Raw genomic sequence first — 22,975 nt, 5'->3', positions numbered from 1 at the left:
GCGTACGTAACGTGCACCAAGCCGGAAGGAATGCCATGGACGTCATCTCCGTCATCCGCACCAAGCGAGACCGGGGCGAGCTGTCTCCCGAGCAGATCGACTGGGTCATCGACGCGTACACGCGCGGCGTGGTCGCCGACGAGCAGATGTCCGCCCTTGCCATGGCGATCCTCCTCAACGGCATGAACCGCACGGAGATCGCCCGCTGGACCGCGGCCATGATCGCCTCCGGCGAGCGCATGAACTTCGACTCGCTCTCGCGCCCCACCGCCGACAAGCACTCCACCGGCGGCGTCGGCGACAAGATCACCCTGCCGCTCGCCCCGCTGGTCGCGGCCTGCGGCGCGGCCGTGCCGCAGCTCTCGGGCCGGGGGCTCGGCCACACCGGCGGCACCCTGGACAAGCTGGAGTCGATCCCGGGCTGGCGCGCGCTGCTCTCCAACGAGGAGATGCTGAACGTCCTGGACACCACGGGTGCGGTCATCTGCGCGGCGGGCGACGGGCTGGCCCCGGCGGACAAGAAGCTGTACGCGCTGCGCGATGTGACGGGCACGGTGGAAGCGATCCCCCTGATCGCCTCGTCCATCATGTCGAAGAAGATCGCGGAGGGTACCGGCTCGCTGGTCCTGGACGTGAAGGTCGGCTCCGGCGCCTTCATGAAGAACATCGAGGACGCCCGCGAACTCGCCTCCACCATGGTCGCGTTGGGCACGGACAGCGGCGTGAAGACGGTGGCCCTCCTGACCGACATGTCCACCCCGCTCGGCCTGACCGCGGGCAACGCCCTCGAAGTCCGGGAATCCGTCGAGGTGTTGGCGGGCGGCGGCCCCGCCGATGTCGTCGAGCTGACCATCGCGCTGGCCCGCGAGATGCTGGACGCCGCCGGCATCAAGGACGCCGACCCGGCGAAGGCCCTCGCGGACGGCTCCGCGATGGACGTGTGGCGCCGGATGATCGCGGCCCAGGGCGGCGACCCGGACGCGACCCTGCCGGTCGCCCGCGAGCAGCACGTCGTCACCGCCCCCTCCTCGGGCGTCCTGACCCGCCTTGACGCGTACGGCGTCGGCGTGGCCGCCTGGCGCCTGGGCGCGGGCCGCGCGCGCAAGGAGGACCCGGTGCAGGCGGGCGCGGGCATCGAGCTCCACGCCAAGCCCGGCGACACGGTCACCGCGGGCCAGCCGCTGCTGACCCTGCACACGGACACCCCGGAGAAGTTCGAGTACGCGCTGAAGTCCCTGGAAGGGTCGTACGACGTGGCGCCGGCCGGCACGGCGTTCTCGGCGACTCCGATCGTGCGGGAACGTATCGCCTGACCTGGGGTTTCTCAGGAGCGCCCTCGTACGGGTGAACGGGATCGGTGGACCTCCGCCGGTCCCGTTCGGCATGCTGGACTGCGTGACGAACCGACGTAGGGAGACCGCCGTGAGCGCACTCACCGTCGACCACTCCGGCACCGGCCACGAGTGGGACGACGCCGTCGGGATCTGGGAGGAGACGGACGCACCCGAGGGCTGCAAGGTGGAGATCATCGAGGGGATCGTCACCGTGGCACCAACGCCGTCCGAAGAACACAACGACACTGCTCAGCTACTGCAACGTCGTCTCTACAGCGTGATCCCGGAAGACTGGGGGATCTACCAGGCACTCGGCGTGGTCCTCCGGCAGAGCGCGGGCCTGTACGTGCCCGATCTGCTGGTGATGCCACGCTCACGGCTGCGCCAGGGCCCGGACGGCCGTACAGCTGCGGAAGACGCCGAACTCGTCGTCGAGATCACCTCCAAGAGCAACGCCAACCACGACCGAGTGACCAAGACCCACGGCTACGCCAAGGCGGGCGTGCCGCTGTATCTGCTCCTCGACCCCTGGCACTCGGGCAGGCCGACAGCGACGCTGTACGGCGAACCGCAGGACGGCACATACCGCGTGCTCGCCATGGTCGAATACGGCGAGAAGCTGACGCTCCCCGCCCCCTTCGACCTGGAGGTCGACACCGGAGACTTCCCGGTCCTTCAGGCGGAGCCGCGCCGCTACCGATGAGTTCACCGGCCCGCCGGGGTCTCATTGGTGTGGAAGCCATCGATCCCGCGTCGCCGCCCGTCGTGCTCACCGTCCCCGGCCCCCTCACCTTCGCCGACGTACCCCTCCTCTGCGAGCGGCTGCGCGGGCTGTACGGGGCCGGGGCGCGGGAGGTTGTGTGCGACCTCGGCGCGGTGACCCGGGCCGACCTCGCCGCGGTCGAGGCAGTGGCCCGGCTACGGCTCACCGCCCGGCGAGCCGGGGGCCGCGTGCTGCTGCGCAATGCGGGGGCGGGCCTTGTGGCGTTGCTTGAGTTGACGGGGCTGGGGATGGACTGACGGGGGTTGGCTGCGGGTGGGGCGGGGTCGGTCGATCTCCGAACTGGATGCGGGAGCGGGAGAGGTACGGGAGCTCATCGAGATCGACGACTGTAATGACGGGCCCCGCTCTTCTGCCTGGCGTCCCCGTTGGTCACACTGAGCCGTGCCTCGAATAGCCACCGTCACCTCGTCCCGGAAGGTCCGCCGCCTCACCACGATCGCGTTCTTCGGTCCACCGGTGATCGTCGGGCTGTCGTTGCTGGCCGCCAATCCGGACTGGAGCGGGCTCGGGCTGGTACTCGGGACCTTCGCGCTGATCGCGACTCTCCTGCTGATGATCACCGCCGCGCCGAACGGGTGGTTGATCGTCGGCGGGGTGATCCTGGGGATCGCCGCGCTGTCCGTGCCGGGGCCGTTGCTGCAGGCAGAGGTGATGGCGCACCAGGGGCAGCGGCTGGAGGTGCGGGTCACCTCGGTGAAGCGGTACCAGGGCAAGCACGGGCCGGAGTACACCTGCCTGCTGGAGCGGGTGGACGGCAAGCCGCTCAAGCACGCCGAGCTGGGCAACGACTCCTGCGACGGGCCGATGGAAGTCGGGCGGACCGAGGACGTGCTCATCGACCCGCACGGCTGGACGGCGCCGGAACTGACCGAGACGGACTACAGCGGGATCGACATCGCCGCGTGGGCCCTGCCGGTGGTTCTGGGGCTCTTCGAGCTGCTGGTCTGGCTGTCCCGGCGGGTCGGGCTGCGCCGGTTCGAGGGCCGCTGATGGCGCCCGGGTCCCGGAAGAACGTGGCCTGGCCTCCGCACGTGGTGCGGCGGCATGCCCGGATAGCCGCGTTCGTCCCCCTGCTGATGGTGGGCATCGGCGTGCTCGGCACCAACCCGGATTGGTTCCCGGCGGCGCTGATCCTCGGTGCGCTGACCGTGGCCCTCGCGATCGCGGTGCTGATATCGACCGCGACCAAGGGGTGGGTGTTCTTCGCCGGCCTGATCCTCGGACTCGCCGTCACGCTCGGCGCCGGGCTGGTCTTCCAGGCCGCGCTGATGCAGAGCCAGGGGCAGCGTACCGAGGTGCGGATCACCTCGGTACGCACCACCGAGGGCAAGACCGGCCCGATCTACCACTGCAGGCTGAAGCGGACCGACGGCAAGCCGATGGACCACGCCGACATCGTCGGCCTGGGCTGCGACGGCACGGAGGACGCGGGCACCACCGAGAACCTGCTGGTGGACCCGAGCGGCTGGCTGGCCCCGCAGCCCGCCGATGCCGACTTCAGCTCTCTGCCCGTCGGTGTCGGGGGAGTCGGCGTCGCGATCGGGCTGTGGGAGCTGACCGTCTGGCAGACTCGCCGGATCGGCCTGCGCGAGGCCGCGGCGAACCCGACGGCGCCCGACCGGTCGACCCGTGGCAAGCCGAGCGCCGACAACCGGAGCAAGAAGAAGCGCAAGCGCCGCTAAATGTCCTGCGCCAGTAATCCCCCGATAGATCCGTGCGTCCTCGATGACCGGGTTCCGGACGCCAGCCAGCACGTTGACCGTTCACAGCTCAGTGATGGTTGTACGCGCCCGTGCAGATGAAGCGGGGTCCATCCCGGGCCGAGTGGCCCCCGGCACCCCGTGCCGAGAGGCCCCCGCTCAGCCGGCCGGGGCTGGGGCCGGGCGGCCGTCCTTGTCCAGGCGGGCCGGGAGGTCGAACAGGGGGAACCAGCGATCCGTGTCGAGGAATGAGCAGATGCCCGAGACCTTGCCCCCGCTCGTCTCGATCACCATCAGAGCCCACGGGGTGAACCCGCCCTCCGGGGCCGGGTGGTAGTGGGCGAAGGCCGGTGTCCCGTTGGCCACCGTCGGCAGGAGACGGGAGTTGCGGCAGACCGAGCCCACCCCCAGCATCCAGCCCACGATGTCGTCGTGGCCGCGCAGCCACAGGTCGTACGGCGGCATCGACAGAGTGGCGTCCTCGTGCAGCAGGGCGGTCAGCGCCGCCATGTCGTAGCCCTCGAAGGCCGCCACGTACCGATCGAGGAGCTTCTGTTGCTCCTCGTCGAGTGGATCCGCCGGGTCCGTCTCCTTCGGTGCCGACTCGGCGAGCGTCGAACGCGCCCTCTGGAGCGCGGAGTTGACCGAGGCGACCGTCGTGTCGAGGAGCTCGGCGACCTCCGCCGCCTTCCACGCCAGGACCTCGCGCAGGATCAGCACCGCCCGCTGCTTGGGCGGAAGGTGCTGGAGGGCCGCGACGAACGCGAGCCGCACCGACTCGCGGGCCAGCGCCGCCTCCGCCGGGTCCTCGACCGTCGGCAGCACCCGACCGTCCGGCACCGGCTCCAACCAGGTCACTTCCGGGCGGGAGTTGAGCTGGGCCTGCGCCACCGGTGTCGCCGCCGTCAGGTCCACGGGCCGGGCCCGCTTGTTCCCCGCGTTCAGCATGTCCAGGCACACGTTGGTCGCGATGCGGTACAGCCACGACCGCAGCGACGAGCGGCCCTCGAACTTGTCGATGCTGCGCCACGCCCGCACCAGCGTGTCCTGCACCGCGTCCTCCGCCTCGAAGGCCGAGCCGAGCATGCGGTAGCAGTACCCCGTCAGCTCCCTGCGGTGTCCTTCGAGGCGTACGTCCAGATCCGCCGCCGCTACCAGATCACTCATCGGTCCACCCCATGTCGCGCCTTGTGGTCCCAGCACTTCGGAAGCTACCGGACCCCACTGACAATCGCGCGACTACCGGGAAAGGCGCAGGTCAGTGATGGGCGGGTGCCAGGTGCAGGCGGTGGCCGCGGCGCTCGGCGCGGGCCGCGTGCGAGCCGTACAGGGTGATGGAGACGACGCCGAGGACCGCGAGGACGCCGAGCAGCACCGTGGCGGGCCAGCCCGCCGCGTGGAAGGCGACGGCGCCGAGCGTGCCGCCCGCGCTGGAACCCAGGTAGTAGGCGGACTGGTAGAGCGCGGACGCCTGGGCGCGGCCCCGCTTGGCGGTGTGGCTCACCGAGGACGAGGCGACCGCGTGGCCCGCGAAGAAGCCCGCCGTGATCAGGACCAGGCCCGTCAGGATCGCGGGCAGCGAGGACGCCAGCGACAGCAGCAGGCCCGCCGCGGTCGTGGAGACCGCCAGGTACAGGGCGCCGCGCCGGCCCACCCGGGCGACCAGCTTGCCGGCCGCCGCGGAGGAGACCGTACCGACCAGGTAGACCAGGAAGATCGAGCCGATCAGGCCCTGCGGCAGATGGAACGGGGCCGCGGTGAGGCGGTAGCCGATCACCGTGTAGACCGCGCCGAACACCGTCATGAACAGGGCGCCGATGCCGTAGAGCCGCACGAGGAGCGGGTCGGCGAGGTGGCCGCGCACGGTGGCGGCCAGGGCGCGCGGGTTCAGCGAACCCGGCGTGAAGTTGCGGGCCTTGGGCAGCAGCAGCCGGAAGACGAGCGCGCACACCGCGGCCAGCGCGCCCACCGCGAGCAGCGCCGCACGCCAGCCCCAGGCCTGGGCCACCCAGCCGGTCAGGATCCGCCCGCTCATGCCGCCGATCGAGTTTCCCGCGACGAACAGGCCGATCGCCCCAACCAGCGCCTTCGGCTTCACTTCCTCCGCGAGGTAGGCCATCGCCGAGGCGGGCAGGCCCGCGATCGCCGCGCCCTGGACGGCGCGCAGCGCCACCAGCCAGCCGACGTTGGGCGCGAAGGGCACCAGGAGTCCCACCGCGACCGCGATCACCAGGGAGAGGGTCATCATCCGGGTGCGGCCGAACCGCTCGGACAGGGCGCTGAGCGGCAGTACGCACAGGGCCAGCGCACCGGTGGCCGCCGAGACCGTCCAGCTCGCCGCGCTCGCCGTCGCCCCGAGGTCGGCGGAGATCAGCGGCAGCAGGGCCTGGGTGGAGTAGAGGAGGGCGAAGGTGGCGACACCGGCGGCGAAGAGCGCGAAGCTCATCCGGCGGTAGCCGGGGGCGCCCGGGGTGAGCTGGCGGGGGGACGGCTGGGGCGAGGCGGCCACGGTGGTGGACGCCCCAGTACTGGCGGCAGGCATGGTTCGACCGTAGGCCCGCCTGTGTTTATGCGTCCAATGCATGGATGGGCCACAATCGATTCATCAGTGCATAAGGTGAGGTCAGGGGCGCGCGTGTCATTGAACAGTTACGAAGAAGACATGGTGATGGCACTTGCGCCGCGCCTCGCCTTCTTCGCGGGAGTGGCTCGCCACGAGCACGTGACCCGCGCCGCCCACGAGCTGGGCGTGCCCCAGTCGACCCTCTCGCGCGCCATGGTCCGCCTCGAAGAGGACCTGGGGGTGGCCCTGTTCGTGCGCAAGGGCCGCACCGTGTCGCTGACCACCGCGGGCCGCACCTTCCTCGGCTCCGCCGAGCGGGCCCTCGCGGAGGTCGGCCGGGCCGCCGAATCGGTGCGCGCGGACGCCGACCCCGCCGCTGGCAAGGTCGCCTTCGGCTTCCTGCACACCATGGGCTCCGAGACCGTGCCGGGCCTCATCCGCGCCTTCCGGGCCGACCATCCCCGCATCCGCTTCACCCTCGTACAGAACTACGGCGAGGCGATGATCGAGCGGCTGCGAGCCGGGGAGCTCGACCTGTGTCTGACCTCGCCGGTGCCCGACGCGCCCGGCCTGGTGGCCAGGCGCCTGGACGAGCAGCGGCTGCGGCTCGTCGTCCCGGACGACCACCGGCTCGCGGCGCGCAAGCGGGTGCGGCTCGCCGAGGCCGCCGACGAGACCTTCGTGACCCTGGAGTCCGGCTACGGGCTGCGCCGCATCACCGACGACCTGTGCGCCGAGGCCGGGTTCGCGCCGCGCGTCGCCTTCGAGGGCGAGGAGGCCGAGACGCTGCGCGGCCTGGTCGCGGCCGGGCTCGGCGTGGCGCTGCTCCCGCCGCCCGCGGTGGCCCGGCCGGGCGTCGTGGAGCTGACCGTGACCGCCCCGCGCGCGGTGCGCGAGATCGGTGTCGCCTGGCTGGACGGCCACGTCGACACCCCGCCGGTGGCCGCCTTCAAGGCCTTCCTGCTCTCCCGGCGCGGCAAGCTGATCCCCGAGTAGTTCTCGGGAAGGCATCAACTTCCTTGCGTGTGAGGGGACTTGTGGCCCGCGTCCTGTGGGCCAGTCCTACGAACGCAGGGACTTGCCGAATCCGGCGGCCAGCGGCATCCGCAGTCCCAGCGGGGGCGGCGCCGCGAAGGCGTCCGCGACCGGGCGGGCGTACGGGCGCGAGAACAGGGTGCCGAACACGAAGTCCACGGCCAGCGCGTGTACTTCGGGCCGGTGCTGGCGCATCGAGTGGCCGTCCGAGTGGACCTCGAAACGGCAGGTGTTCCGGTTGGCCTTCTTGGCGCGCTCCGCCAGGCGGAACGACAGCTCCGGGTCGCTGCGCGCGTCGTTGGTGCCGTGCACGATCATCACGCGCCGCCCCACCAACTGCTTCACCGGCTCGGCTTCGGCCGCCACGTCGTCCTCGGGGATCCAAGGCGCCAGCGCGAGAACGGAGTTGACGGCCGGATGGCCCGCCGCGCGCAGCGCCGCGCGGCCGCCCATGCCGTGCCCGGCCAGACACACCGGGACGTCACCGTAGCGGCGTACGACCTCGTCCGCCGCCCATTCCGCGTCCGTCGCGAGCAGGGCCTCGCCGCCGTTCCAGCCCTGGCCGCGGTAGTGGACGCCATGCGCCACCAGTCCGTCGGCGCGGCCGTCCCTGGCCAGTCTGCGGGCCAGCGGCAGCGCGGCCGCGTACGCGAAGGGGGAGGGCCGGCGTGCCGAGACGGGATCGCCGTCCGGGAGTACGAGGACCACCCCGCCGACCGTAGCGCCGGCGCCGTTCGCACCGACGCCCCGTCCGAGCCGGGCAGCAGGCAGGGGAATCGCTTGCTGTGCCATGGCAGAACAGTCTCAGAAGCCGAGGTGTACGCCACCCGTCTGCACGGTCACTGTTACGTATCGACGGCGTTCGTAGTCCCGGTGATCTACGCGCGTAGGGGCTAGAGTGCCCAGATGACGAGCCAGACCGCATCCGTACCCACCCCGGATCAGATCAGCCGTGCACCCAAGGTGCTGCTCCACGACCACCTCGACGGGGGTCTGCGTCCCGGGACCATCATCGACATCGCCGCGGAAACCGGGTACACCGGTCTGCCCGAGACGGAGGCCGACAAGCTCGGCATCTGGTTCCGGGAGGCCGCCGACTCCGGTTCGCTGGAACGGTACTTGGAGACCTTCGCGCACACCTGCGCCGTCATGCAGACCCGCGACGCGCTGTTCCGCGTCGCCGCCGAGTGCGCCGAGGACCTCGCCGAGGACGGCGTCGTCTACGCCGAGGTGCGGTACGCCCCCGAGCAGCACCTGGAACAGGGACTCAGCCTCGAAGAGGTCGTCGAGGCCGTCAACGCGGGCTTCCGCGAGGGCGAGCGGCGGGCCCGCGAGAACGGCCACCGCATCCGGGTGGGCGCCCTGCTCACCGCGATGCGGCACGCCGCCCGCGCCCTGGAGATCGCCGAACTCGCCAACTCCTACCGGGACTCGGGCGTCGTCGGCTTCGACATCGCGGGCGCCGAGGCCGGCTTCCCGCCCACCCGCCACCTCGACGCGTTCGAGTACCTCAAGCGCGAGAACAACCACTTCACCATCCACGCGGGCGAGGCGTTCGGCCTGCCGTCGATCTGGCAGGCGCTCCAGTGGTGCGGCGCCGACCGGCTCGGCCACGGGGTGCGCATCATCGACGACATCGAGATCGCCGCCGACGGCAGCGTCAAGCTCGGCCGCCTCGCCTCGTACGTGCGCGACAAGCGGATCCCGCTGGAGATGTGCCCGACCTCGAACCTCCAGACCGGGGCGGCCACTTCGTACGCCGAGCACCCCATCGGGCTGCTGCGCAGGCTGCACTTCCGGGCCACCGTCAACACCGACAACCGCCTGATGTCGGGCACCAGCATGACCCAGGAATTCGAGCACTTGACGGACGCGTTCGACTACACGCTCGACGACATGCAGTGGTTCACTGTCAATGCGATGAAATCAGCATTCATTCCTTTCGATGAACGACTGGCCATGATCAATGACGTGATCAAGCCCGGTTACGCCGAGTTGAAGTCCGAATGGCTGTTCCAGCAGACCGCCACGACCAGCGGTTCTGCGGCAGCAAGCGGCTGATCCTAGGAATGCCGAAGCGGCCGGGAGTGTGAACTCCCGGCCGCTTTCCCGTGTTTGCGGCGCGGGACGTGGGCTGACTAGCTTGCATAGCCGCTCATCTTCCCCACCCCAAGGACAATTTTCTGATGAAGCAGTCTGCCAAGACGCTCGGTGTCGTTGCTCTCGGTGCCGCTTTCGCCGCCGCTGCCGCAGGGACGGCGTCCGCCGCCCCAGCGCTTCCGACCCTGGGGGCCCTGTCCGGCGTGACCGCGGGAACCCCGGTCGGCGCCGTCAACAAGGCGCTGCCCGCGGCGACCTCCTCGCCGATGGCCAGCCAGCACCAGAAGGGCAGCAGCGCCAGCTCCGACCCGGTCACCGGACTGCTCGGCGGGCTGCCCACCGGTCCGGTGGCGACCAACGTCTCCGGCGCCGCGCTGCCCGGTGGCCTCACCGGCTGACCGCACCTCGCGCCGTGCCGGGGCGCACACCCGTGAGCCGGGTGTGCGCCCCGGCGTCGTGTGAGTAGGGTCGTGATCATGCGCGTGAAGGCGTCCGGCATCGCGGTGGTGCTCACACTGCCCGTGCTGCTCGCCGGCGCGGCCTGCGGCACTTCCCACGCTCCCGCGGCCTCCGAAGCCTCCCGCGCGCAGGTCCCCTTGTGGCGGGCGGCCCTGGAAGCGGGCGACGTACCCGACTACCGGCTCTTCGCGGACCCGGCGCCCGGCGACGCCGAAGGCATCCCGAGAGCCGACCGCGCCGCCTGCGCGCCGCTCGCCGAGGTCATGGGCGAGCGGCCCGACGACCGCGCGCGCGAAACCGTCAGCCGCGGCCTCGGCTCGCGCAGGGTGCCCGGCCTCGCGGTGTCGGCCTCGCTCTCCGCGTACGCCGAGGCCGACGCACACCGGCTGATCATCGCGCTGAAGGATGCCCTGGCCCGCTGCGCCTCGGGCTTCAGCACGATCCTCGACGGCCGCCGGGCCGGGTACCGGGACGTGCGCGCGCTGCCGTACGAAGTGAAGGGCGCGGAGTCCGTCAGCTGGACGGCGACGGCGCACACCCAGGGGGTGCCCGCGCCGGTGCACATCGTCGTGGTGCGTCAGGGCGCGAACATCGCGCGGTTCATGGCGATCGACCTGTCCCCGCAGGCGCCGGCCACGGTCACCGTGCCGCACGACATCGCCGACAAGCAGCTCGACAAGCTGGCCCGCACGGTGCGCGACTGACGGCCGGCCGGTGAGCGGTTACCAGGCGGTGCGCGGGGACTTCTCCCCCGGGATCAGCGCCCACAGGGCCAGGTAGAGCAGGAACTGCGGTCCCGGCAGCAGGCACGAGACCACGAAGATCACGCGCATCGTCGTCGCGGAGGTGCCGAAGCGGCGTGCGAGCGCTGCGCACACTCCGCCGAGCCTGCGGCCTTCGGTGGGGCGGATGAGAGGGGCGCTCATGGAAGGCTCCTTCGGGAGCTGAAGTGGGGGAGCCGCTCCTTGGTGGGCCCCTCGCGATGTCTCCATACTCCCCGCCCTGATGTGGGCAAAGCGTCGGACTACGGGGCGATCCCGACCCTGGGAATCGTCGGGGTACGCCCCTGAGAAGGCTCCTCCCGAACGAGGGGAGCGGGCCGCTCGCGCCGGCTCCTGCGGCGGAGCGCACCCCGGCCGGCCGGCACCACCGCGAGGTGCGCGAGTGCGACACCGGCCGTGTTCAGGAGCAGCGAGTCCACATCGGGGACCTGGCCCGGCACCGCCGTCTGGAGCAGGGCGATGGCGAGCGAGATGAGCGCGCCGGCCAGCACGGTGCGCACGAGCGAGGCGAACGGGGAGACCCGGAGCCGGCCGCCGGCCAGCGGGAGCAGCACCCCCAGCGGGGCGAGCAGCAGCAGGCCCTCGCCGATCTGGTGGGCGGCCGCCAGCGGGCCGAGCGCGAGGTCGGCCTTGATGCCGGCGAGCGGCGTCAGATTGGTGGCCGTCACCCACATCACGTCCCGTGGCCGCAGCGAGACCCATGCCACGAGCAGCAGATGTGCGAGGAGGAGAACGCATCCCACCACGCGGAACCGGATGACGGCGCTGCCGTCTTGACATTCACGCTGCTGCACACCCCCCAAGACGCGGGGCGCGGCGGGATCGGTTCCGCCGCGCCCGGGGGGAATCCGTCCGTATCCGAGGGGTGGCCCGAGGCGCGGCCGGGACCCGAGGGGTCGCCCAAGGAGCGGCCGGGACCCGAGGGGTCGCCCGAGGAGTTTCCGGGCGGGCGCTTCCTAGGACCGGCCAGGCGGGCGCTCCCTAGGGCCGGCTGGGTGACGGGATCTCGCCGAGGGTGGGCGCGTTGTCCGGGCGGGACTTCATCTCGGACGTGCAGGTGTAGCCGCGGGCCGGGTCCTCGCCGGGCCCGCCGAGCACGACCTGCGCGCTGCCCGGCGCGGCCGGCGTGTTCTCCGCGTACGTGCACACCACCTGCGAGAGCGCGAGCGACGAGAGGTCCTGCGGGTTGCGGCTCAGCCTCAGGGCGCCCGCCGGGTCGTTCGGACGGGCGGCCGTGACCGTCAGCGGGGCCGGCACCTCCGTGGCGTACCCCGCATCCTTCTCGTCGCCCGACGGCGTCGCGCTGAGCTCGTCGAGCAGCGCCTGCGCGAACCGCACCCGGTCGGCCGTGCCCTTGGGCTCCGGGATCCGCACTGGCCGCTGCGCCGCGACCAGTTGGGCCCCGCACACCAGATAGACCTGCACGGTGACGCCCTCGAACTGCGCGGCCGCGTTGCCGGGCACCGTGCACGGCACCCGGGACGGCGCCGGGCCCGCGTCGACCGGGACCGAGGTGGGGCGGATGCCGCAGCCCGAGGCGGCCGCGCCCAGCGTGAGCAGCCCGGCCAGCGCGGCGGCCGGCCGGAGAAGTCGTCCTCTCACTGCGCCGCGCCTCCTTCCGGCGTCTCGGTGTCGGCGGCCGGCGTGGGGTCCAGCGGCAGCCGCAGTACGAACACGGCGCCGCCTTCGGGGGAGTTGGCGGCGGTGATGTCGCCGCCGTGGATGTGGGCGTTCTCCATCGCGATGGACAGGCCGAGCCCGCTGCCCTCCGAGCGCGGCCGCGAGGCGCTGGCCTTGTAGAACCGGTCGAAGACGTGCGGAAGTACATCCTCCGGGATGCCGGGCCCGTGGTCGCGTACCGAGATCACCAGTTCGTCGCCCTCCACCCGGACCGAGACCCGCACCGGGGAGCCGCCGTGCTTGAGGGCGTTGCCGATCAGGTTGGCGAGGACGACGTCCAGGCGGCGCGGGTCGACGCGGGCCATGATGCCGCGCTCGGCGTCCAGGTCCACGGCGTCCAGCCAGGCCCGGGTGTCGATGCACGCGGTGATCTGGTCGGCGATGTCCACGTTGTCCAGGACCAGGCGGGCAGTGCCCGCGTCGAAGCGGGTGACCTCCATCAGGTTCTCGACCAGGATGTTCAGACGCCGGGTCTCGGAGACCACGAGCTTCACGGCGGGCGCGATCATCGGGTCGAGGCTGTCCTCCTCCTCGTCCAGGACCTCGGCGACGGCGGTGAGCGCGGTCAGCGGGGTGCGCAGCTCGTGCGACATGTCCGCGACGAACCGGCGGCTGGCCTCCTCACGGGCGCTCATGTCGGTGAGCTTCTTCTCCAGGGACTCGGCCGTCTTGTTGAACGTCCGTGAAAGGTCGGCGAGTTCGTCCGTGCCGGAGACGCGCAGACGCGTGTCGAGCTTGCCCTCGCCAAGCCGCCGGGCCGCGTCCCCGAGCCGCTGCACCGGCCGCAGCACCGTGGTGGCGGCCCCCTGCGCGAGCAGCGCGGAGGCGAGTAGCGCGAGGAACGTGGCGATGCCCAGCGACCAGGCGAGCGAGTTGAGATCGCGCCGCTCCTGGTCCAGCGGGGCCAGCATGTAGCCGGTGGGGCCGGCCCCGATGACCTTGGTGCCGCCGACCAGGTAGGGGTGGCCGTGCAGCGTGACCCGCTGCCAGAACAGGTGGTACGGATAGGCGTTGGTCTCGGTGACCTTCTGCTTCTTGGTGACCGCGTCCTGGAGGGACCTCGGCACGTCGTCCAGCGTGAAGCCGTCCACGTTGGAGGCGCCCACGATCGGCTTGCCGGGGGCACGCTCGTCCACGAGCAGCACGTTGTAACGGGAGTTGCTGCTGTCGGCCATCTGCTTGGCGGCCACCTGGAGGTCGTGCTCGGTCGGTTGCAGGGGCATCGCGGCGGCCCGGGACTGCATGCCCTGGCGGAAGTCGTTGAGTGCCGAGTCCTGCGTACGGACCAGAACCGCCTCGCGGTTGAGCCAGTACGCGATCCCGGACGCGGAGACGGCCGCGGTCAGCGCGACGAGCGCGAAGACGACGACGAGCCGCAGCCGCAGACTGGTCCAGCGCAGGCCGGCCAGAGTTGCTCGCTTCACGTGTCCTGCTTATCGGGGTCGTGCCACAGATGCAGATGGTGCGGCAGGTTCACGAGGGAGTGTCCAGGCGGTAACCGACGCCGCGGACCGTACGGATCAGCGTCGGGGAGGACGGCACGTCCTCGACCTTGGCGCGCAGCCGTTGCACGCACGCGTCGACGAGGCGCGAGTCACCGAGGTAGTCGTGCTCCCACACCAGGCGCAGCAACTGCTGGCGGGACAGCGCCTGACCGGGCCGGCGGCTCAGTTCGAGCAGCAACCGCAGTTCGGTGGGCGTGAGTTGGAGGTCCTCGCCGTTCTTCGTGACGGTCATCGCGGCCCGGTCGATCACCACGTTGCCGAAGGCCGCCGAGTCGGTGGACTCGCGCTCACCGCGCCGCAGCACGGCCCGGATCCGGGCGTCGAGGACCCGCCCCTGGACCGGCTTGACCACGTAGTCGTCGGCGCCGGACTCCAGTCCGACCACCACGTCGATGTCGTCGTTGCGCGCGGTCAGCAAGATGATCGGCAGCTGGTCGGTGCGCCGGATCCGGCGGCACACCTCGAAGCCGTCGATCCCGGGCAGCATCACGTCCAGCACGATCAGGTCCGGCCGCTGCTCGCGCAGCAGCTTCAGGCCGTCCTCTCCCGTCGCCGCGGTGGCCACACGGTGGCCCTGGCGAGACAGGGAGAGTTCGAGGGCCGTGCGGATGGCGTCGTCGTCCTCGATCAGCAACAGGAAAGGCACGGAGGTCATTCTGACCCATGGGGGAGAGGAGCACGACCCCCGCCCGGCCTCTCGCCTCGCGGGACACGCGACGGGGCCGCTGTGACAGGCCTGTGACAGTCGGCGGACACCTCGATGAAGTGGCTTGGGCAAGCTCTTCCCCGTAACCAGGAACAACCGATGAAACAGACTCCACCGACGGGGGGCGCGAGATGAAAGCACTGCACAGCACCAACTCCAGCGCAGTTGTGACGCGTCTCCACGACGTCGTACGGAGCAACGAGAAGTCCGGCGCCGGTGCGGGGGTACGGGGGTGCGCTCGCGGCGCCGGGCGTCAGCACCCGTCGTACATGACGGTGATTGACGGCCCCGCGGTTCCGGTCACGGGGGCCGGAACGGCGGGGAACGGCGGGGAGGCCGCGTACGGGGAGGCCTGGGGGGAGCGCGAGAGCCTGTCGGAGGCGGAGTTCACCGCCTACGTCCAGGAGCGCCGCGCCTCCCTGTACGCGACCGCCTACCACCTGACCGGCGACCGCTACGAGGCGGAGGACCTGCTGCAGAGCGCGCTGTTCTCCACCTACCGGGCCTGGGACCGCATCAGTGACAAGGCGGCGGTCGGCGGCTATCTGCGCCGGACCATGACGAACCTGCACATCAGCGCCTGGCGGCGGCGCAAGCTCAACGAGTACCCGACCGAGGAACTGCCGGAGACGGCCGGTGACACCGACGCGATGCGCGGTACCGAACTGCGCGCGGTGCTCTGGCAGGCGCTGGCCCGCCTTCCCGAACTGCAGCGCACGATGCTGGTCCTGCGCTACTACGAGGGGCGTACCGACCCGGAGATCGCGGACATACTCGACATCAGTGTCGGCACGGTGAAGTCCAGCATCTGGCGCTCGCTGCGCCGGCTGCGCGAGGACGAGGTCCTCAGCTTCGGCCGTGACGAGGAGGAGTCCTTCGGCGAGCTGGTGGCCTGAAGGTCTGGGGGAGGGGAAACGGGGGTCCACGGGGGACACGGGGACCCACGGGGGGAACGGGGGAAGCGGCGGGGCCTTCGGGCCCCGCCGCTTCATTGTGTGCGTACTGCGAGAAGGTTCTAGGCGACGACCGTCGGGCGGCACCGGCCCGCCGCCGCGCCCACGATGCGGCCGAGGGCCTCCTCCTTGCCGCAGGGGTGGGCGCCGAGCGCCGTCTGGCGGGCGACGATCGCGCGCTCGGCCCGCATCAGCCGCCAGCCGCGCCGCAGCAGGAACGCCACCGACTTGCGGCCCTCTCGCAGATCGCGCAGCAGCCTTCGGCGGAAGGTCGTGCTCGGCCGGCCGCGCAGACAGATCGCGTCGGCCAGGACGCCGAGTTGCCGGCAGCGCGCCACGATGTCCGCGGCGAAGATGCCCTCCGCGATGAACAGCGGGGTGCGGTCGATGGCGAGCGCGGTGGTGCCGGTGATGGAACTCGTGGCGATCGAGTAGACCGGCACGGCGGTACGTCCTGTACTGCACAGCTCGATGATGGCGTTGACCGCGGCGTCCGCGTCCCAGGAGAGCGGGGAGTCCCAGTCGATGTCCGAACTGCCCGCCACCAGCGGCAGGGTCGGGTCGTCACCTTCCTTGTAGAAGTCGTCGAGGCGCAGCACGGGCAGATCCATGCGGGCGGCGAGGGACGACTTACCGGAACCGGAGGGTCCCGAGAGCAGGACGACGCGCGTCGCGATGGCAGAAGAACTCACGGGACACCAGTGTGGGCCATGCACCCGGGAGTGGGACCCCTCGGGGAGGGGGTTGGTATCGAGCATCACATCTCAACTACTCTTCGTGACCGCACGATTACGCGCTATTCCTTACGAGAGTGAGTGGGATCCCATGGGACATCACGAGGCCCCCAAGCCCGCCAGGACCCTGCGCCACCGGGCGCTGCTGCGGGCTGGGCTCACCGTCACCGCGGCCGGCGCCGCCCTTGCCGGGGCCGGTTCGGCCGCGCAGGCAGCCCCGGCGGACGCGGCCTCCGCGGCGCCCCGGAGCGCGATGGCCACCGACCTCGCGGCGGGCGCGCAGGGTGTGACCGGTGCGGCCGGTTACGCCGTCGGGCCGGTGAAGGCCCTGCGGCTCGACCCGATGGCCGGAACGGGCGTCGACCCGCTGACCAACGCGGTCGGCACCCAGGTCGCCGACTTCAAGCCGGTGACGACGGCGGTGGCCACGGACCCGCTGACCAGCGGGGGCGCCCTGGAGGACATCCCGCTCACGGGCCCGGTGACCGGAATGCTGCCCGGCTGACCCGAGGCCCGCACGCACGCGCACAGGGCCCCCACCGGGTGAAGTGGGGGCCCTGTGCGCGCCTTCAGGGGCGCGGGTTGTGCCGAGCGCTCAGTACGCGGAACCCGACGCGCCCAGCGACCCCGTGGGGTGCCACACCGTCTTGGTCTCCAGGAAGGCGGTCAGCCGGTGCGTGCCGGGGGCGGCGGACCAGTCGGCGGGGCCGGGGCGCAGCACCCGCTTGAGGTTGTCCGCGGCGGCGACCTCAAGATCGCGCGCCAGCCCGGCGTCCGCGCCCGTCAGATCGATCGCGTTGACGTCCTGGTGCGCGGCCAGCGGCGCCGCGATCTCGGACGTCTTGCCGGACAGGACGTTGACGACGCCGCCCGGCAGGTCGGACGTCGCCAGGACCTCGCCCAGGGAGAGCGCCGGCAGCGGCGACTTCTCGGAGGCGACCACGACCACCGTGTTGCCGGTCGCGATGACCGGCGCGACGACGGAGACCAGACCGAGGAAGGACGAGTCCTGGGGTGCCAGGACCGTCACGACGCCGGTCGGCTCGGGAGTGGAGAGGTTGAAGAACGGGCCCGCGACCGGGTTCGCCCCGCCCACCAGCTGGCCGATCTTGTCGGTCCAGCCCGCGTACCAGACCCAGCGGTCGATGGCCGCGTCCACGACCGCGGCGGCCTTGGACTTCGAGATCCCCTCCGCCTCCGCGACCTCCCGCACGAACTGCTCCCTGCGGCCCTCCAGCATCTCGGCGACGCGGTAGAGGATCTGGCCCCTGTTGTACGCGGTCGCGCCCGACCAGCCGCCGAAGGCCTTACGGGCGGCGACGACCGCGTCCCGGGCGTCCTTGCGGGAGGAGAGGGGCGCGTTGGCCAGCCACTTGCCCTTGCTGTCGACCACTTCGTACACCCGGCCGCTCTCGGAACGCGGGAACTTCCCGCCCACGTACAGCTTGTAGGTCTTGAAGACACTCAGACGCGTCGGAGTCTCAGACATCGAGGTAGCCCTCCAGGCCGTGCCGGCCGCCTTCGCGGCCGAAGCCCGACTCCTTGTAGCCGCCGAACGGCGAGGTCGGGTCGAACTTGTTGAACGTGTTGGCCCACACGACACCCGCGCGGAGCTTGCCCGCGACGGCGAGGATGCGCGAGCCCTTCTCGGTCCAGATGCCGGCGGAGAGGCCGTACTGGCTGTTGTTGGCCTTGGCGACGGCCTCGTCCGGCGTACGGAACGACAGTACGGACAGGACCGGGCCGAAGATCTCGTCGCGGGCGATGGTGTGTGCCTGGGTGACGTTCGTGAAGAGCGTCGGGGCGAACCAGTAGCCCGCGGAGGGCAGTTCGCACGGCGCGGACCAGCGCTCGGCGCCCTCCGCCTCACCGGTCTCGGTGAGCGCGGTGATCCGGGCCAGCTGCTCGGCCGAGTTGATGGCGCCGATGTCGGTGTTCTTGTCCAGCGGGTCGCCGAGGCGCAGCGTGGACAGGCGGCGCTTGAGCGAGTCGAGCAGCTCGTCCTGGATCGACTCCTGGACGAGCAGGCGCGAGCCCGCGCAGCAGACCTGGCCCTGGTTGAAGAAGATGCCGGTGACGATGCCCTCGACGGCCTGGTCGATGGGGGCGTCGTCGAAGACGATGTTGGCGCCCTTGCCGCCCAGCTCCAGGGTGACCTTCTTGTCGGTGCCCGCCACCGAACGCGCGATGGCCTTGCCGACGGCGGTCGAGCCGGTGAAGGCGACCTTGTTGACGTCCGGGTGCTCGACCAGGGCCGCACCCGCGTCGCCGTACCCGGTGAGGATGTTGACGACACCCTTGGGCAGGCCCGCCTGGCGGCAGATGTCCGCGAAGAACAGGGCCGACAGCGGGGTGGTCTCGGCGGGCTTCAGGACGACCGTGTTGCCGGTCGCGAGCGCCGGAGCGATCTTCCACGCCAGCATCAGCAGTGGGAAGTTCCACGGGATGACCTGGCCCGCGACGCCCAGCGGACGCGGGTTGGCGCCGTACCCGGCGTGGTCGAGCTTGTCGGCCCAGCCCGCGTAGTAGAAGAAGTGCGCGGCGACCAGGGGGAGGTCCGCGTCGCGGGTCTCCTTGATCGGCTTGCCGTTGTCCAGGGTCTCCAGGACGGCCAGCTCGCGGCTGCGCTCCTGAATGATCCGGGCGATGCGGAACAGGTACTTGGCGCGCTCGGAGCCGGGCAGCGCCGACCACTTCTCGAACGCCTTGCGCGCGGCCTTCACGGCGCGGTCCACGTCCTCGGCGCCCGCCTGGGCGACCTCGGACAGGACCTCCTCGGTGGACGGCGAGACGGTCTTGAAGACTTTGCCGTCGGCGGCCTCGGTGAACTCGCCGTCGATGAACAGGCCGTAGGACGGCGCGATGTCGACGACCGAGCGCGACTCCGGGGCGGGCGCGTACTCAAATGCAGAACTCATGGTGATCAGTCCACCGTCACGTAGTCGGGGCCGGAGTAGCGGCCGGTCGCCAGCTTCTGACGCTGCATCAGCAGGTCGTTGAGCAGCGAGGAGGCGCCGAAGCGGAACCAGTGGTTGTCCAGCCAGTCCTCGCCCACGGTCTCGTTGACCAGGACCAGGAACTTGATCGCTTCCTTGGTGTTGCGGATGCCGCCCGCCGGCTTCACGCCGACCTGGACGCCGGTCTGCGCGCGGAAGTCCCGTACGGCTTCGAGGAGCACGAGCGTGTTGGCGGGGGTGGCGTTGACCGCGACCTTGCCCGTCGACGTCTTGATGAAGTCGGCGCCGGCCATCATGCCGAGCCAGCTGGCGCGGCGGATGTTGTCGTACGTCGACAGCTCGCCGGTCTCGAAGATGACCTTGAGGCGGGCCTTGTCGCCGCACTCGGCGCGGACGGCCGCGATCTCCTCGTACACCTTGAGGTAGTGACCGGCCAGGAACGCGCCCCGGTCGATCACCATGTCGATCTCGTCGGCGCCGGCCGCCACCGCGTCCCGTACGTCCGCGAGTTTCACCGGCAGCGCGGCACGGCCCGCCGGGAAGGCGGTGGCGACGGACGCGACCTTGACGTCCGAGCCCTTCAGCACCTCCTTGGCGGTCGTCACCATGTCCGGATAGACGCAGACGGCGGCGGTGTGCGGGGTGGTGCGGTCGGTCGGGTCGGGGTTGACGGCCTTGGCGGAGAGCGCCCGGACCTTGCCCGGGGTGTCCGCGCCTTCCAGCGTCGTCAGGTCGATCATCGAAATGGCCAGGTCGATGGCGTACGCCTTGGCCGAGGTCTTGATCGAACGGGTGCCGAGGGACGCGGCGCGCGCTTCCAGGCCCACCGGGTCGATGCCGGGGAGCCCGTGGAGGAAGCGGCGCAGCGTGCCGTCGGACGCGGTCGCGTCGGCGAAGGCAGCTGCTGGTGCATTGGTGGGCATGGTCACCAGATGAGCATATCTACGCGCGTAGCTTCCTGTACAGCCCTCCGGGGACAGGTGGGCGCGGGTGAGCTCTGTCACGCGCTCGTGACATGGAGCGCACGGTTCTCGCACGCATGATCCATAGATTTCTTCTTGCAGCCCCGCCCAGCCTCAACGGCCCCACCCGGCAGAGGAGGCGGCATGCAACCTCTCCCACTTCCTTCTCCGGCCACTCGGCCGACCTGCTTCATGGAGTCGTTCATGTCGACCTACGCCCGCACCTCCCTGCGCGCCGCCATCGCCACCGTCGCCCTCGCGGGTGCCTTCCTCACCCCGGCCGCCGCCTTCGCCGCCACCACCGGCCAGGCCGCCGCAGCCGCCTCGAACGGCACGTGCCACGTCACCAAGGACGTCGCCTCGGTCCTGCCGTACATGTTCGTCACGCTCACCAACGACCTCGCCGACGGCCCGAAGGCGGAGCTGCGCAACGACCAGGGCAAGGTCGTCGCGACCGTCGACCGCGCCCACCCCGCCGACCTCGGCGCGGGCATCAAGCTCGAAGCTCCGGCGGGCGGCAAGGCGGTCTTCTTCCAGCGCGCCCAGGGCGGCGACACCCCTTGGAAGTCCCAGGACTTCCCGCAGCTGCCCCACACGTGCTCGGGCTCGGGCGACGCCACGTACAAGCTGGTCGACGGCGAGACCCTCCCGGTGCACCGGTTCGCGACGAACCACTACCGCGCCGAGTTCCTCACCGACGGCAAGGTCGTCAAGATCATGGAGACCGAGAGCGCGGAGCGCGATGTCGACGCGTACGTGCACGGCATGCATGTGACCCTCAACTCCCGTACGGGCAAGGTGAATTCGGAGTACGTCAACGCGCGCTCCGGCTGCACCGTGACCGAGGTCGTGCCCAGCCCCTTCCACGACGGGATGTCGGTGCAGCTCATCACCAGCCCCCAGGGTTCCAAGGCCGTGGTGCGCGACAGCAGCTTCGCCACGCTCGGCTACGTCGACGGCGCCACGCCGGTCAACAACCCCATGGGCATCCGTATCGACGGCGCCAACACCGCCACGGCCAAGCTCGGCCAGAGCACCCAGGGCGGCGACGCCCCGTACTCCTACACCGCCTTCCCGAAGCTCCCGGCGGGCTGCGGGACCGCCACGGCCGGCAAGACGCCCGCCAAGACGGCCACCCAGAACGGCGGCCAGACCACCGTCGTGCCCAAGGGCGCGGTGGCGGCCGGTGCCGAGTTCAAGGCGCAGAGCGGTGACAAGACCGCGCTGATCGCGGGCGGCGCGGGCCTCGCCGCGGTCGCCGGAGCCGGGTTCGTGGCCCTGCGCCGCCGCGCGGCCCACCGCGCCTGATCATCGCCTTCACACCCCACCCCCTCCCGGGCGGGCCCCGCCACCTCGGCGGTGGTCCGCCCCTCCTCCTGGCACTCCGGAGCGCCCCATGTCCCGTACCCGCGCGGCCCGTTCGGTGGTCGCCGCCCTGTTCGTCGTCGCGCTCGGGGTCTCGGCCACCGGCTGTGGATCCGGCGGCGCGAAGGCGACCCCGCCGCCGAACATCACCGCCGCATCCAGCGCCCCCGCCGCACCCAAGACCGCGGCGCCGCTGCCCGCCTCCAAGCCGGTCAGGGTGAAGATCCCGGCGGCCGGGGTCGACGCGGGCCCGATCCTCGACCTCGGGCTCGCCGCCGACGGCACCGTCGAGGTGCCCTCGGTCGCCGACGCCGACAGGATCGGCTGGTACGACAAGGGCGTCACCCCGGGCCAGACCGGCCCCGCCGTGCTCATCGGGCACTTCGACACGGTCAAGGGTCCCGCGGTCCTGAAGGACGTCGCCAAGGTGAAGGTGGGCGACACCATCTCGGTGGACCGCGCCGACGGGAAGACCGCCGAGTTCAAGGTCCGCGCCCTCGAACAGGTCGACAAGAAGACGTTTCCGACCCAGAAGGTGTACGGCAACACCGACCGCCCCGAACTGCGCGTCATCACCTGCGGCGGCGAGCTGACCGGCGGCCACCGGCCCGACAACATCATCCTGTACGCGGATCTGGTGGCCTGAGCGGAGAGGCCCCGGGGGGCGTGAGGCAGAATCGGGCCATGACGAGCCCCACGCCGCCCGCCGAGCCGGCCTACGCCGACCGCACCTACCGCTCATCCGCCGGTATCGCCGGCGGTGCGCTGCTGCTCGCGCTCAGCCTCTGGCTCGGCGTCGACACCGTGGTCCAGGGCCACGGCACGGCGCCCTGGCTGGCGCTCGCGGGGCTGCTGTGCGCGGTGCCGCTGATCACCGCCTTCAGCTTCCGCCCGGTCGTCCTCGCCAACGACGACCGGCTCCTGGTGCGCAATCCGTTCCGCACGATCACGCTGCCGTGGGCGGCCGTCGCGGACGTCCGGGCCGGATACTCCAGCGAGGTCTTCGACCAGAGCGGCGGCAAGTACCAGCTGTGGGCGATCCCCGTGTCGCTGCGCCAGCGCAAGCGCGCCTCGCGCCGTCAGGCACGGGACGCCGCGGTCGACGGGAGCAGCTTCTCGGCGGCGGCGGACGTCACCGACAAGGCGCGCCTATCGCCCGCCGACCAGTCCATCCGGGAACTGCGCGACCTCGCCGAACAGGGCGTCTCGCGCGAGGGCGCACAGGGCGAGACGAGCGTCCGCTGGGCGTACGAAATCATCGCACCGGCGGTCGCCGGGGCGCTCCTGCTCGTCATCCTGCTCGCCATCGGCTGACCGGCGCGGCTCACCCGCGACGCGGGTCCCGCCCCGCCAGTG

Annotated in this window: 26 protein-coding genes; 14 read left to right on the top strand and 12 right to left on the bottom strand. The window is 71.4% G+C overall.

Going from position 1 to position 22,975, the window contains the following annotated elements:
- The first annotated feature begins 35 nt into the window (after positions 1-35).
- The 5 genes from OG522_RS14580 to OG522_RS14560 all read left to right on the top strand — a co-directional run bounded on the left by OG522_RS14580 (position 36) and on the right by OG522_RS14560 (position 3,800).
- Positions 36-1,313: a thymidine phosphorylase gene (locus tag OG522_RS14580; RefSeq protein WP_329463419.1), complete on the top strand. Its 1,278-nt coding sequence runs from the start codon at positions 36-38 to the stop codon at positions 1,311-1,313.
- Between the two features lie 109 nt (positions 1,314-1,422).
- Positions 1,423-2,037, top strand: coding sequence for a Uma2 family endonuclease (locus OG522_RS14575; protein WP_329463418.1), 615 nt, complete (start codon positions 1,423-1,425; stop codon positions 2,035-2,037).
- A gap of 29 nt (positions 2,038-2,066) precedes the next feature.
- Positions 2,067-2,354: an STAS domain-containing protein gene (locus tag OG522_RS14570; RefSeq protein ID WP_329463417.1), complete on the top strand. Its 288-nt coding sequence runs from the start codon at positions 2,067-2,069 to the stop codon at positions 2,352-2,354.
- A 145-nt stretch (positions 2,355-2,499) separates the two neighbouring features.
- Positions 2,500-3,108 carry a hypothetical protein gene (locus OG522_RS14565; RefSeq protein ID WP_329463416.1) on the top strand — a complete coding sequence of 203 codons (609 nt, stop codon included), beginning with the start codon at positions 2,500-2,502 and terminating at the stop codon, positions 3,106-3,108.
- Positions 3,108-3,800 carry a hypothetical protein gene (locus OG522_RS14560; protein WP_329463415.1) on the top strand — a complete coding sequence of 231 codons (693 nt, stop codon included), beginning with the start codon at positions 3,108-3,110 and terminating at the stop codon, positions 3,798-3,800. Before OG522_RS14565 ends, OG522_RS14560 begins: the two co-directional genes overlap by 1 nt.
- 177 nt (positions 3,801-3,977) lie before the next feature.
- Here OG522_RS14560 and OG522_RS14555 read toward each other — a convergent pair whose 3' ends face one another.
- Both OG522_RS14555 and OG522_RS14550 read right to left on the bottom strand, forming a co-directional pair.
- Positions 3,978-4,985, bottom strand: coding sequence for a sigma-70 family RNA polymerase sigma factor (locus OG522_RS14555; RefSeq protein WP_329463414.1), 1,008 nt, complete (start codon positions 4,983-4,985; stop codon positions 3,978-3,980).
- A gap of 91 nt (positions 4,986-5,076) precedes the next feature.
- Positions 5,077-6,360 (bottom strand): MFS transporter, encoded by a 1,284-nt coding sequence (locus tag OG522_RS14550; RefSeq protein WP_329463413.1) that lies wholly within the window; start codon positions 6,358-6,360, stop codon positions 5,077-5,079.
- A gap of 120 nt (positions 6,361-6,480) precedes the next feature.
- On the opposite strand from OG522_RS14550, the gene OG522_RS14545 reads away from it, so the two are divergent.
- Positions 6,481-7,377, top strand: a complete 897-nt coding sequence (locus OG522_RS14545) for a LysR family transcriptional regulator (protein WP_329463412.1) — start codon at positions 6,481-6,483, stop codon at positions 7,375-7,377.
- A 66-nt stretch (positions 7,378-7,443) separates the two neighbouring features.
- On the opposite strand, the gene OG522_RS14540 is transcribed toward OG522_RS14545, so the two are convergent.
- Complete coding sequence (locus OG522_RS14540) at positions 7,444-8,208, bottom strand: alpha/beta hydrolase (RefSeq protein WP_329463411.1); 765 nt, start codon at positions 8,206-8,208, stop codon at positions 7,444-7,446.
- A gap of 114 nt (positions 8,209-8,322) precedes the next feature.
- Here OG522_RS14540 and OG522_RS14535 point away from each other — a divergent pair, with 114 nt between their 5' ends.
- The 3 genes from OG522_RS14535 to OG522_RS14525 all read left to right on the top strand — a co-directional run bounded on the left by OG522_RS14535 (position 8,323) and on the right by OG522_RS14525 (position 10,679).
- Complete coding sequence (locus tag OG522_RS14535) at positions 8,323-9,477, top strand: adenosine deaminase (protein ID WP_329463410.1); 1,155 nt, start codon at positions 8,323-8,325, stop codon at positions 9,475-9,477.
- 125 nt (positions 9,478-9,602) lie between these two features.
- Positions 9,603-9,914: a hypothetical protein gene (locus OG522_RS14530; RefSeq protein ID WP_329463409.1), complete on the top strand. Its 312-nt coding sequence runs from the start codon at positions 9,603-9,605 to the stop codon at positions 9,912-9,914.
- 78 nt (positions 9,915-9,992) lie between these two features.
- Positions 9,993-10,679 (top strand): hypothetical protein, encoded by a 687-nt coding sequence (locus OG522_RS14525; RefSeq protein WP_329463408.1) that lies wholly within the window; start codon positions 9,993-9,995, stop codon positions 10,677-10,679.
- 18 nt (positions 10,680-10,697) lie between these two features.
- Here OG522_RS14525 and OG522_RS14520 read toward each other — a convergent pair whose 3' ends face one another.
- The 5 genes from OG522_RS14520 to afsQ1 form a co-directional block, all read right to left on the bottom strand.
- Positions 10,698-10,901: a PspC domain-containing protein gene (locus OG522_RS14520; RefSeq protein ID WP_329463407.1), complete on the bottom strand. Its 204-nt coding sequence runs from the start codon at positions 10,899-10,901 to the stop codon at positions 10,698-10,700.
- A 98-nt stretch (positions 10,902-10,999) separates the two neighbouring features.
- Entirely contained in the window at positions 11,000-11,551 is a 552-nt protein-coding gene (locus OG522_RS14515) for a VanZ family protein (protein ID WP_329463406.1), read from the bottom strand.
- A gap of 187 nt (positions 11,552-11,738) precedes the next feature.
- Entirely contained in the window at positions 11,739-12,359 is a 621-nt protein-coding gene (locus OG522_RS14510; protein WP_329463405.1) for a hypothetical protein, read from the bottom strand.
- The gene (locus tag OG522_RS14505) at positions 12,356-13,861 is read right to left on the bottom strand and encodes a sensor histidine kinase (RefSeq protein WP_329463404.1); all 1,506 of its coding nucleotides are present in this window, start codon (positions 13,859-13,861) and stop codon (positions 12,356-12,358) included. Before OG522_RS14505 ends, OG522_RS14510 begins: the two co-directional genes overlap by 4 nt.
- A 49-nt stretch (positions 13,862-13,910) precedes the next feature.
- Entirely contained in the window at positions 13,911-14,588 is a 678-nt protein-coding gene (gene afsQ1 / locus OG522_RS14500) for a two-component system response regulator AfsQ1 (protein WP_189962928.1), read from the bottom strand.
- 191 nt (positions 14,589-14,779) lie between these two features.
- Between afsQ1 and OG522_RS14495 the strand changes: the two genes are divergently transcribed.
- Positions 14,780-15,544 (top strand): SigE family RNA polymerase sigma factor, encoded by a 765-nt coding sequence (locus OG522_RS14495; protein ID WP_329463403.1) that lies wholly within the window; start codon positions 14,780-14,782, stop codon positions 15,542-15,544.
- A 119-nt stretch (positions 15,545-15,663) separates the two neighbouring features.
- Here OG522_RS14495 and OG522_RS14490 read toward each other — a convergent pair whose 3' ends face one another.
- A complete protein-coding gene (locus OG522_RS14490) occupies positions 15,664-16,359 on the bottom strand; it encodes a uridine kinase (protein WP_329463402.1) in 696 nt (231 codons plus the stop codon).
- A 67-nt stretch (positions 16,360-16,426) separates the two neighbouring features.
- On the opposite strand from OG522_RS14490, the gene OG522_RS14485 reads away from it, so the two are divergent.
- Entirely contained in the window at positions 16,427-16,840 is a 414-nt protein-coding gene (locus OG522_RS14485; protein ID WP_329463401.1) for a hypothetical protein, read from the top strand.
- 90 nt (positions 16,841-16,930) lie between these two features.
- Here OG522_RS14485 and OG522_RS14480 read toward each other — a convergent pair whose 3' ends face one another.
- Genes OG522_RS14480 through deoC form a run of 3 tightly spaced genes read right to left on the bottom strand, consistent with a single transcriptional unit; the run spans position 16,931 to position 20,215 of the window.
- Positions 16,931-17,824 carry an aldehyde dehydrogenase family protein gene (locus OG522_RS14480; protein WP_329463400.1) on the bottom strand — a complete coding sequence of 298 codons (894 nt, stop codon included), beginning with the start codon at positions 17,822-17,824 and terminating at the stop codon, positions 16,931-16,933.
- Positions 17,817-19,253 carry an aldehyde dehydrogenase family protein gene (locus OG522_RS14475; RefSeq protein WP_329463399.1) on the bottom strand — a complete coding sequence of 479 codons (1,437 nt, stop codon included), beginning with the start codon at positions 19,251-19,253 and terminating at the stop codon, positions 17,817-17,819. The genes OG522_RS14480 and OG522_RS14475 overlap by 8 nt, the downstream gene beginning before the upstream one ends.
- 5 nt (positions 19,254-19,258) lie before the next feature.
- A complete protein-coding gene (gene deoC, locus OG522_RS14470; protein ID WP_329467585.1) occupies positions 19,259-20,215 on the bottom strand; it encodes a deoxyribose-phosphate aldolase in 957 nt (318 codons plus the stop codon).
- Positions 20,216-20,458: 243 nt separating this feature from the next.
- Between deoC and OG522_RS14465 the strand changes: the two genes are divergently transcribed.
- The 3 genes from OG522_RS14465 to OG522_RS14455 all read left to right on the top strand — a co-directional run bounded on the left by OG522_RS14465 (position 20,459) and on the right by OG522_RS14455 (position 22,933).
- Positions 20,459-21,562: a hypothetical protein gene (locus OG522_RS14465; RefSeq protein ID WP_329463398.1), complete on the top strand. Its 1,104-nt coding sequence runs from the start codon at positions 20,459-20,461 to the stop codon at positions 21,560-21,562.
- Between the two features lie 88 nt (positions 21,563-21,650).
- Positions 21,651-22,265 (top strand): class F sortase, encoded by a 615-nt coding sequence (locus OG522_RS14460; protein WP_329463397.1) that lies wholly within the window; start codon positions 21,651-21,653, stop codon positions 22,263-22,265.
- A 38-nt stretch (positions 22,266-22,303) separates the two neighbouring features.
- Positions 22,304-22,933 carry a PH domain-containing protein gene (locus OG522_RS14455; protein ID WP_329463396.1) on the top strand — a complete coding sequence of 210 codons (630 nt, stop codon included), beginning with the start codon at positions 22,304-22,306 and terminating at the stop codon, positions 22,931-22,933.
- Positions 22,934-22,975: the final 42 nt, after the last annotated feature.

Origin of the sequence: Streptomyces sp. NBC_01431 (genome assembly GCF_036231355.1) — a bacterium.
Lineage (GTDB): Bacteria > Actinomycetota > Actinomycetes > Streptomycetales > Streptomycetaceae > Streptomyces.
This window is presented reverse-complemented; position numbering and strand designations above follow the sequence as displayed.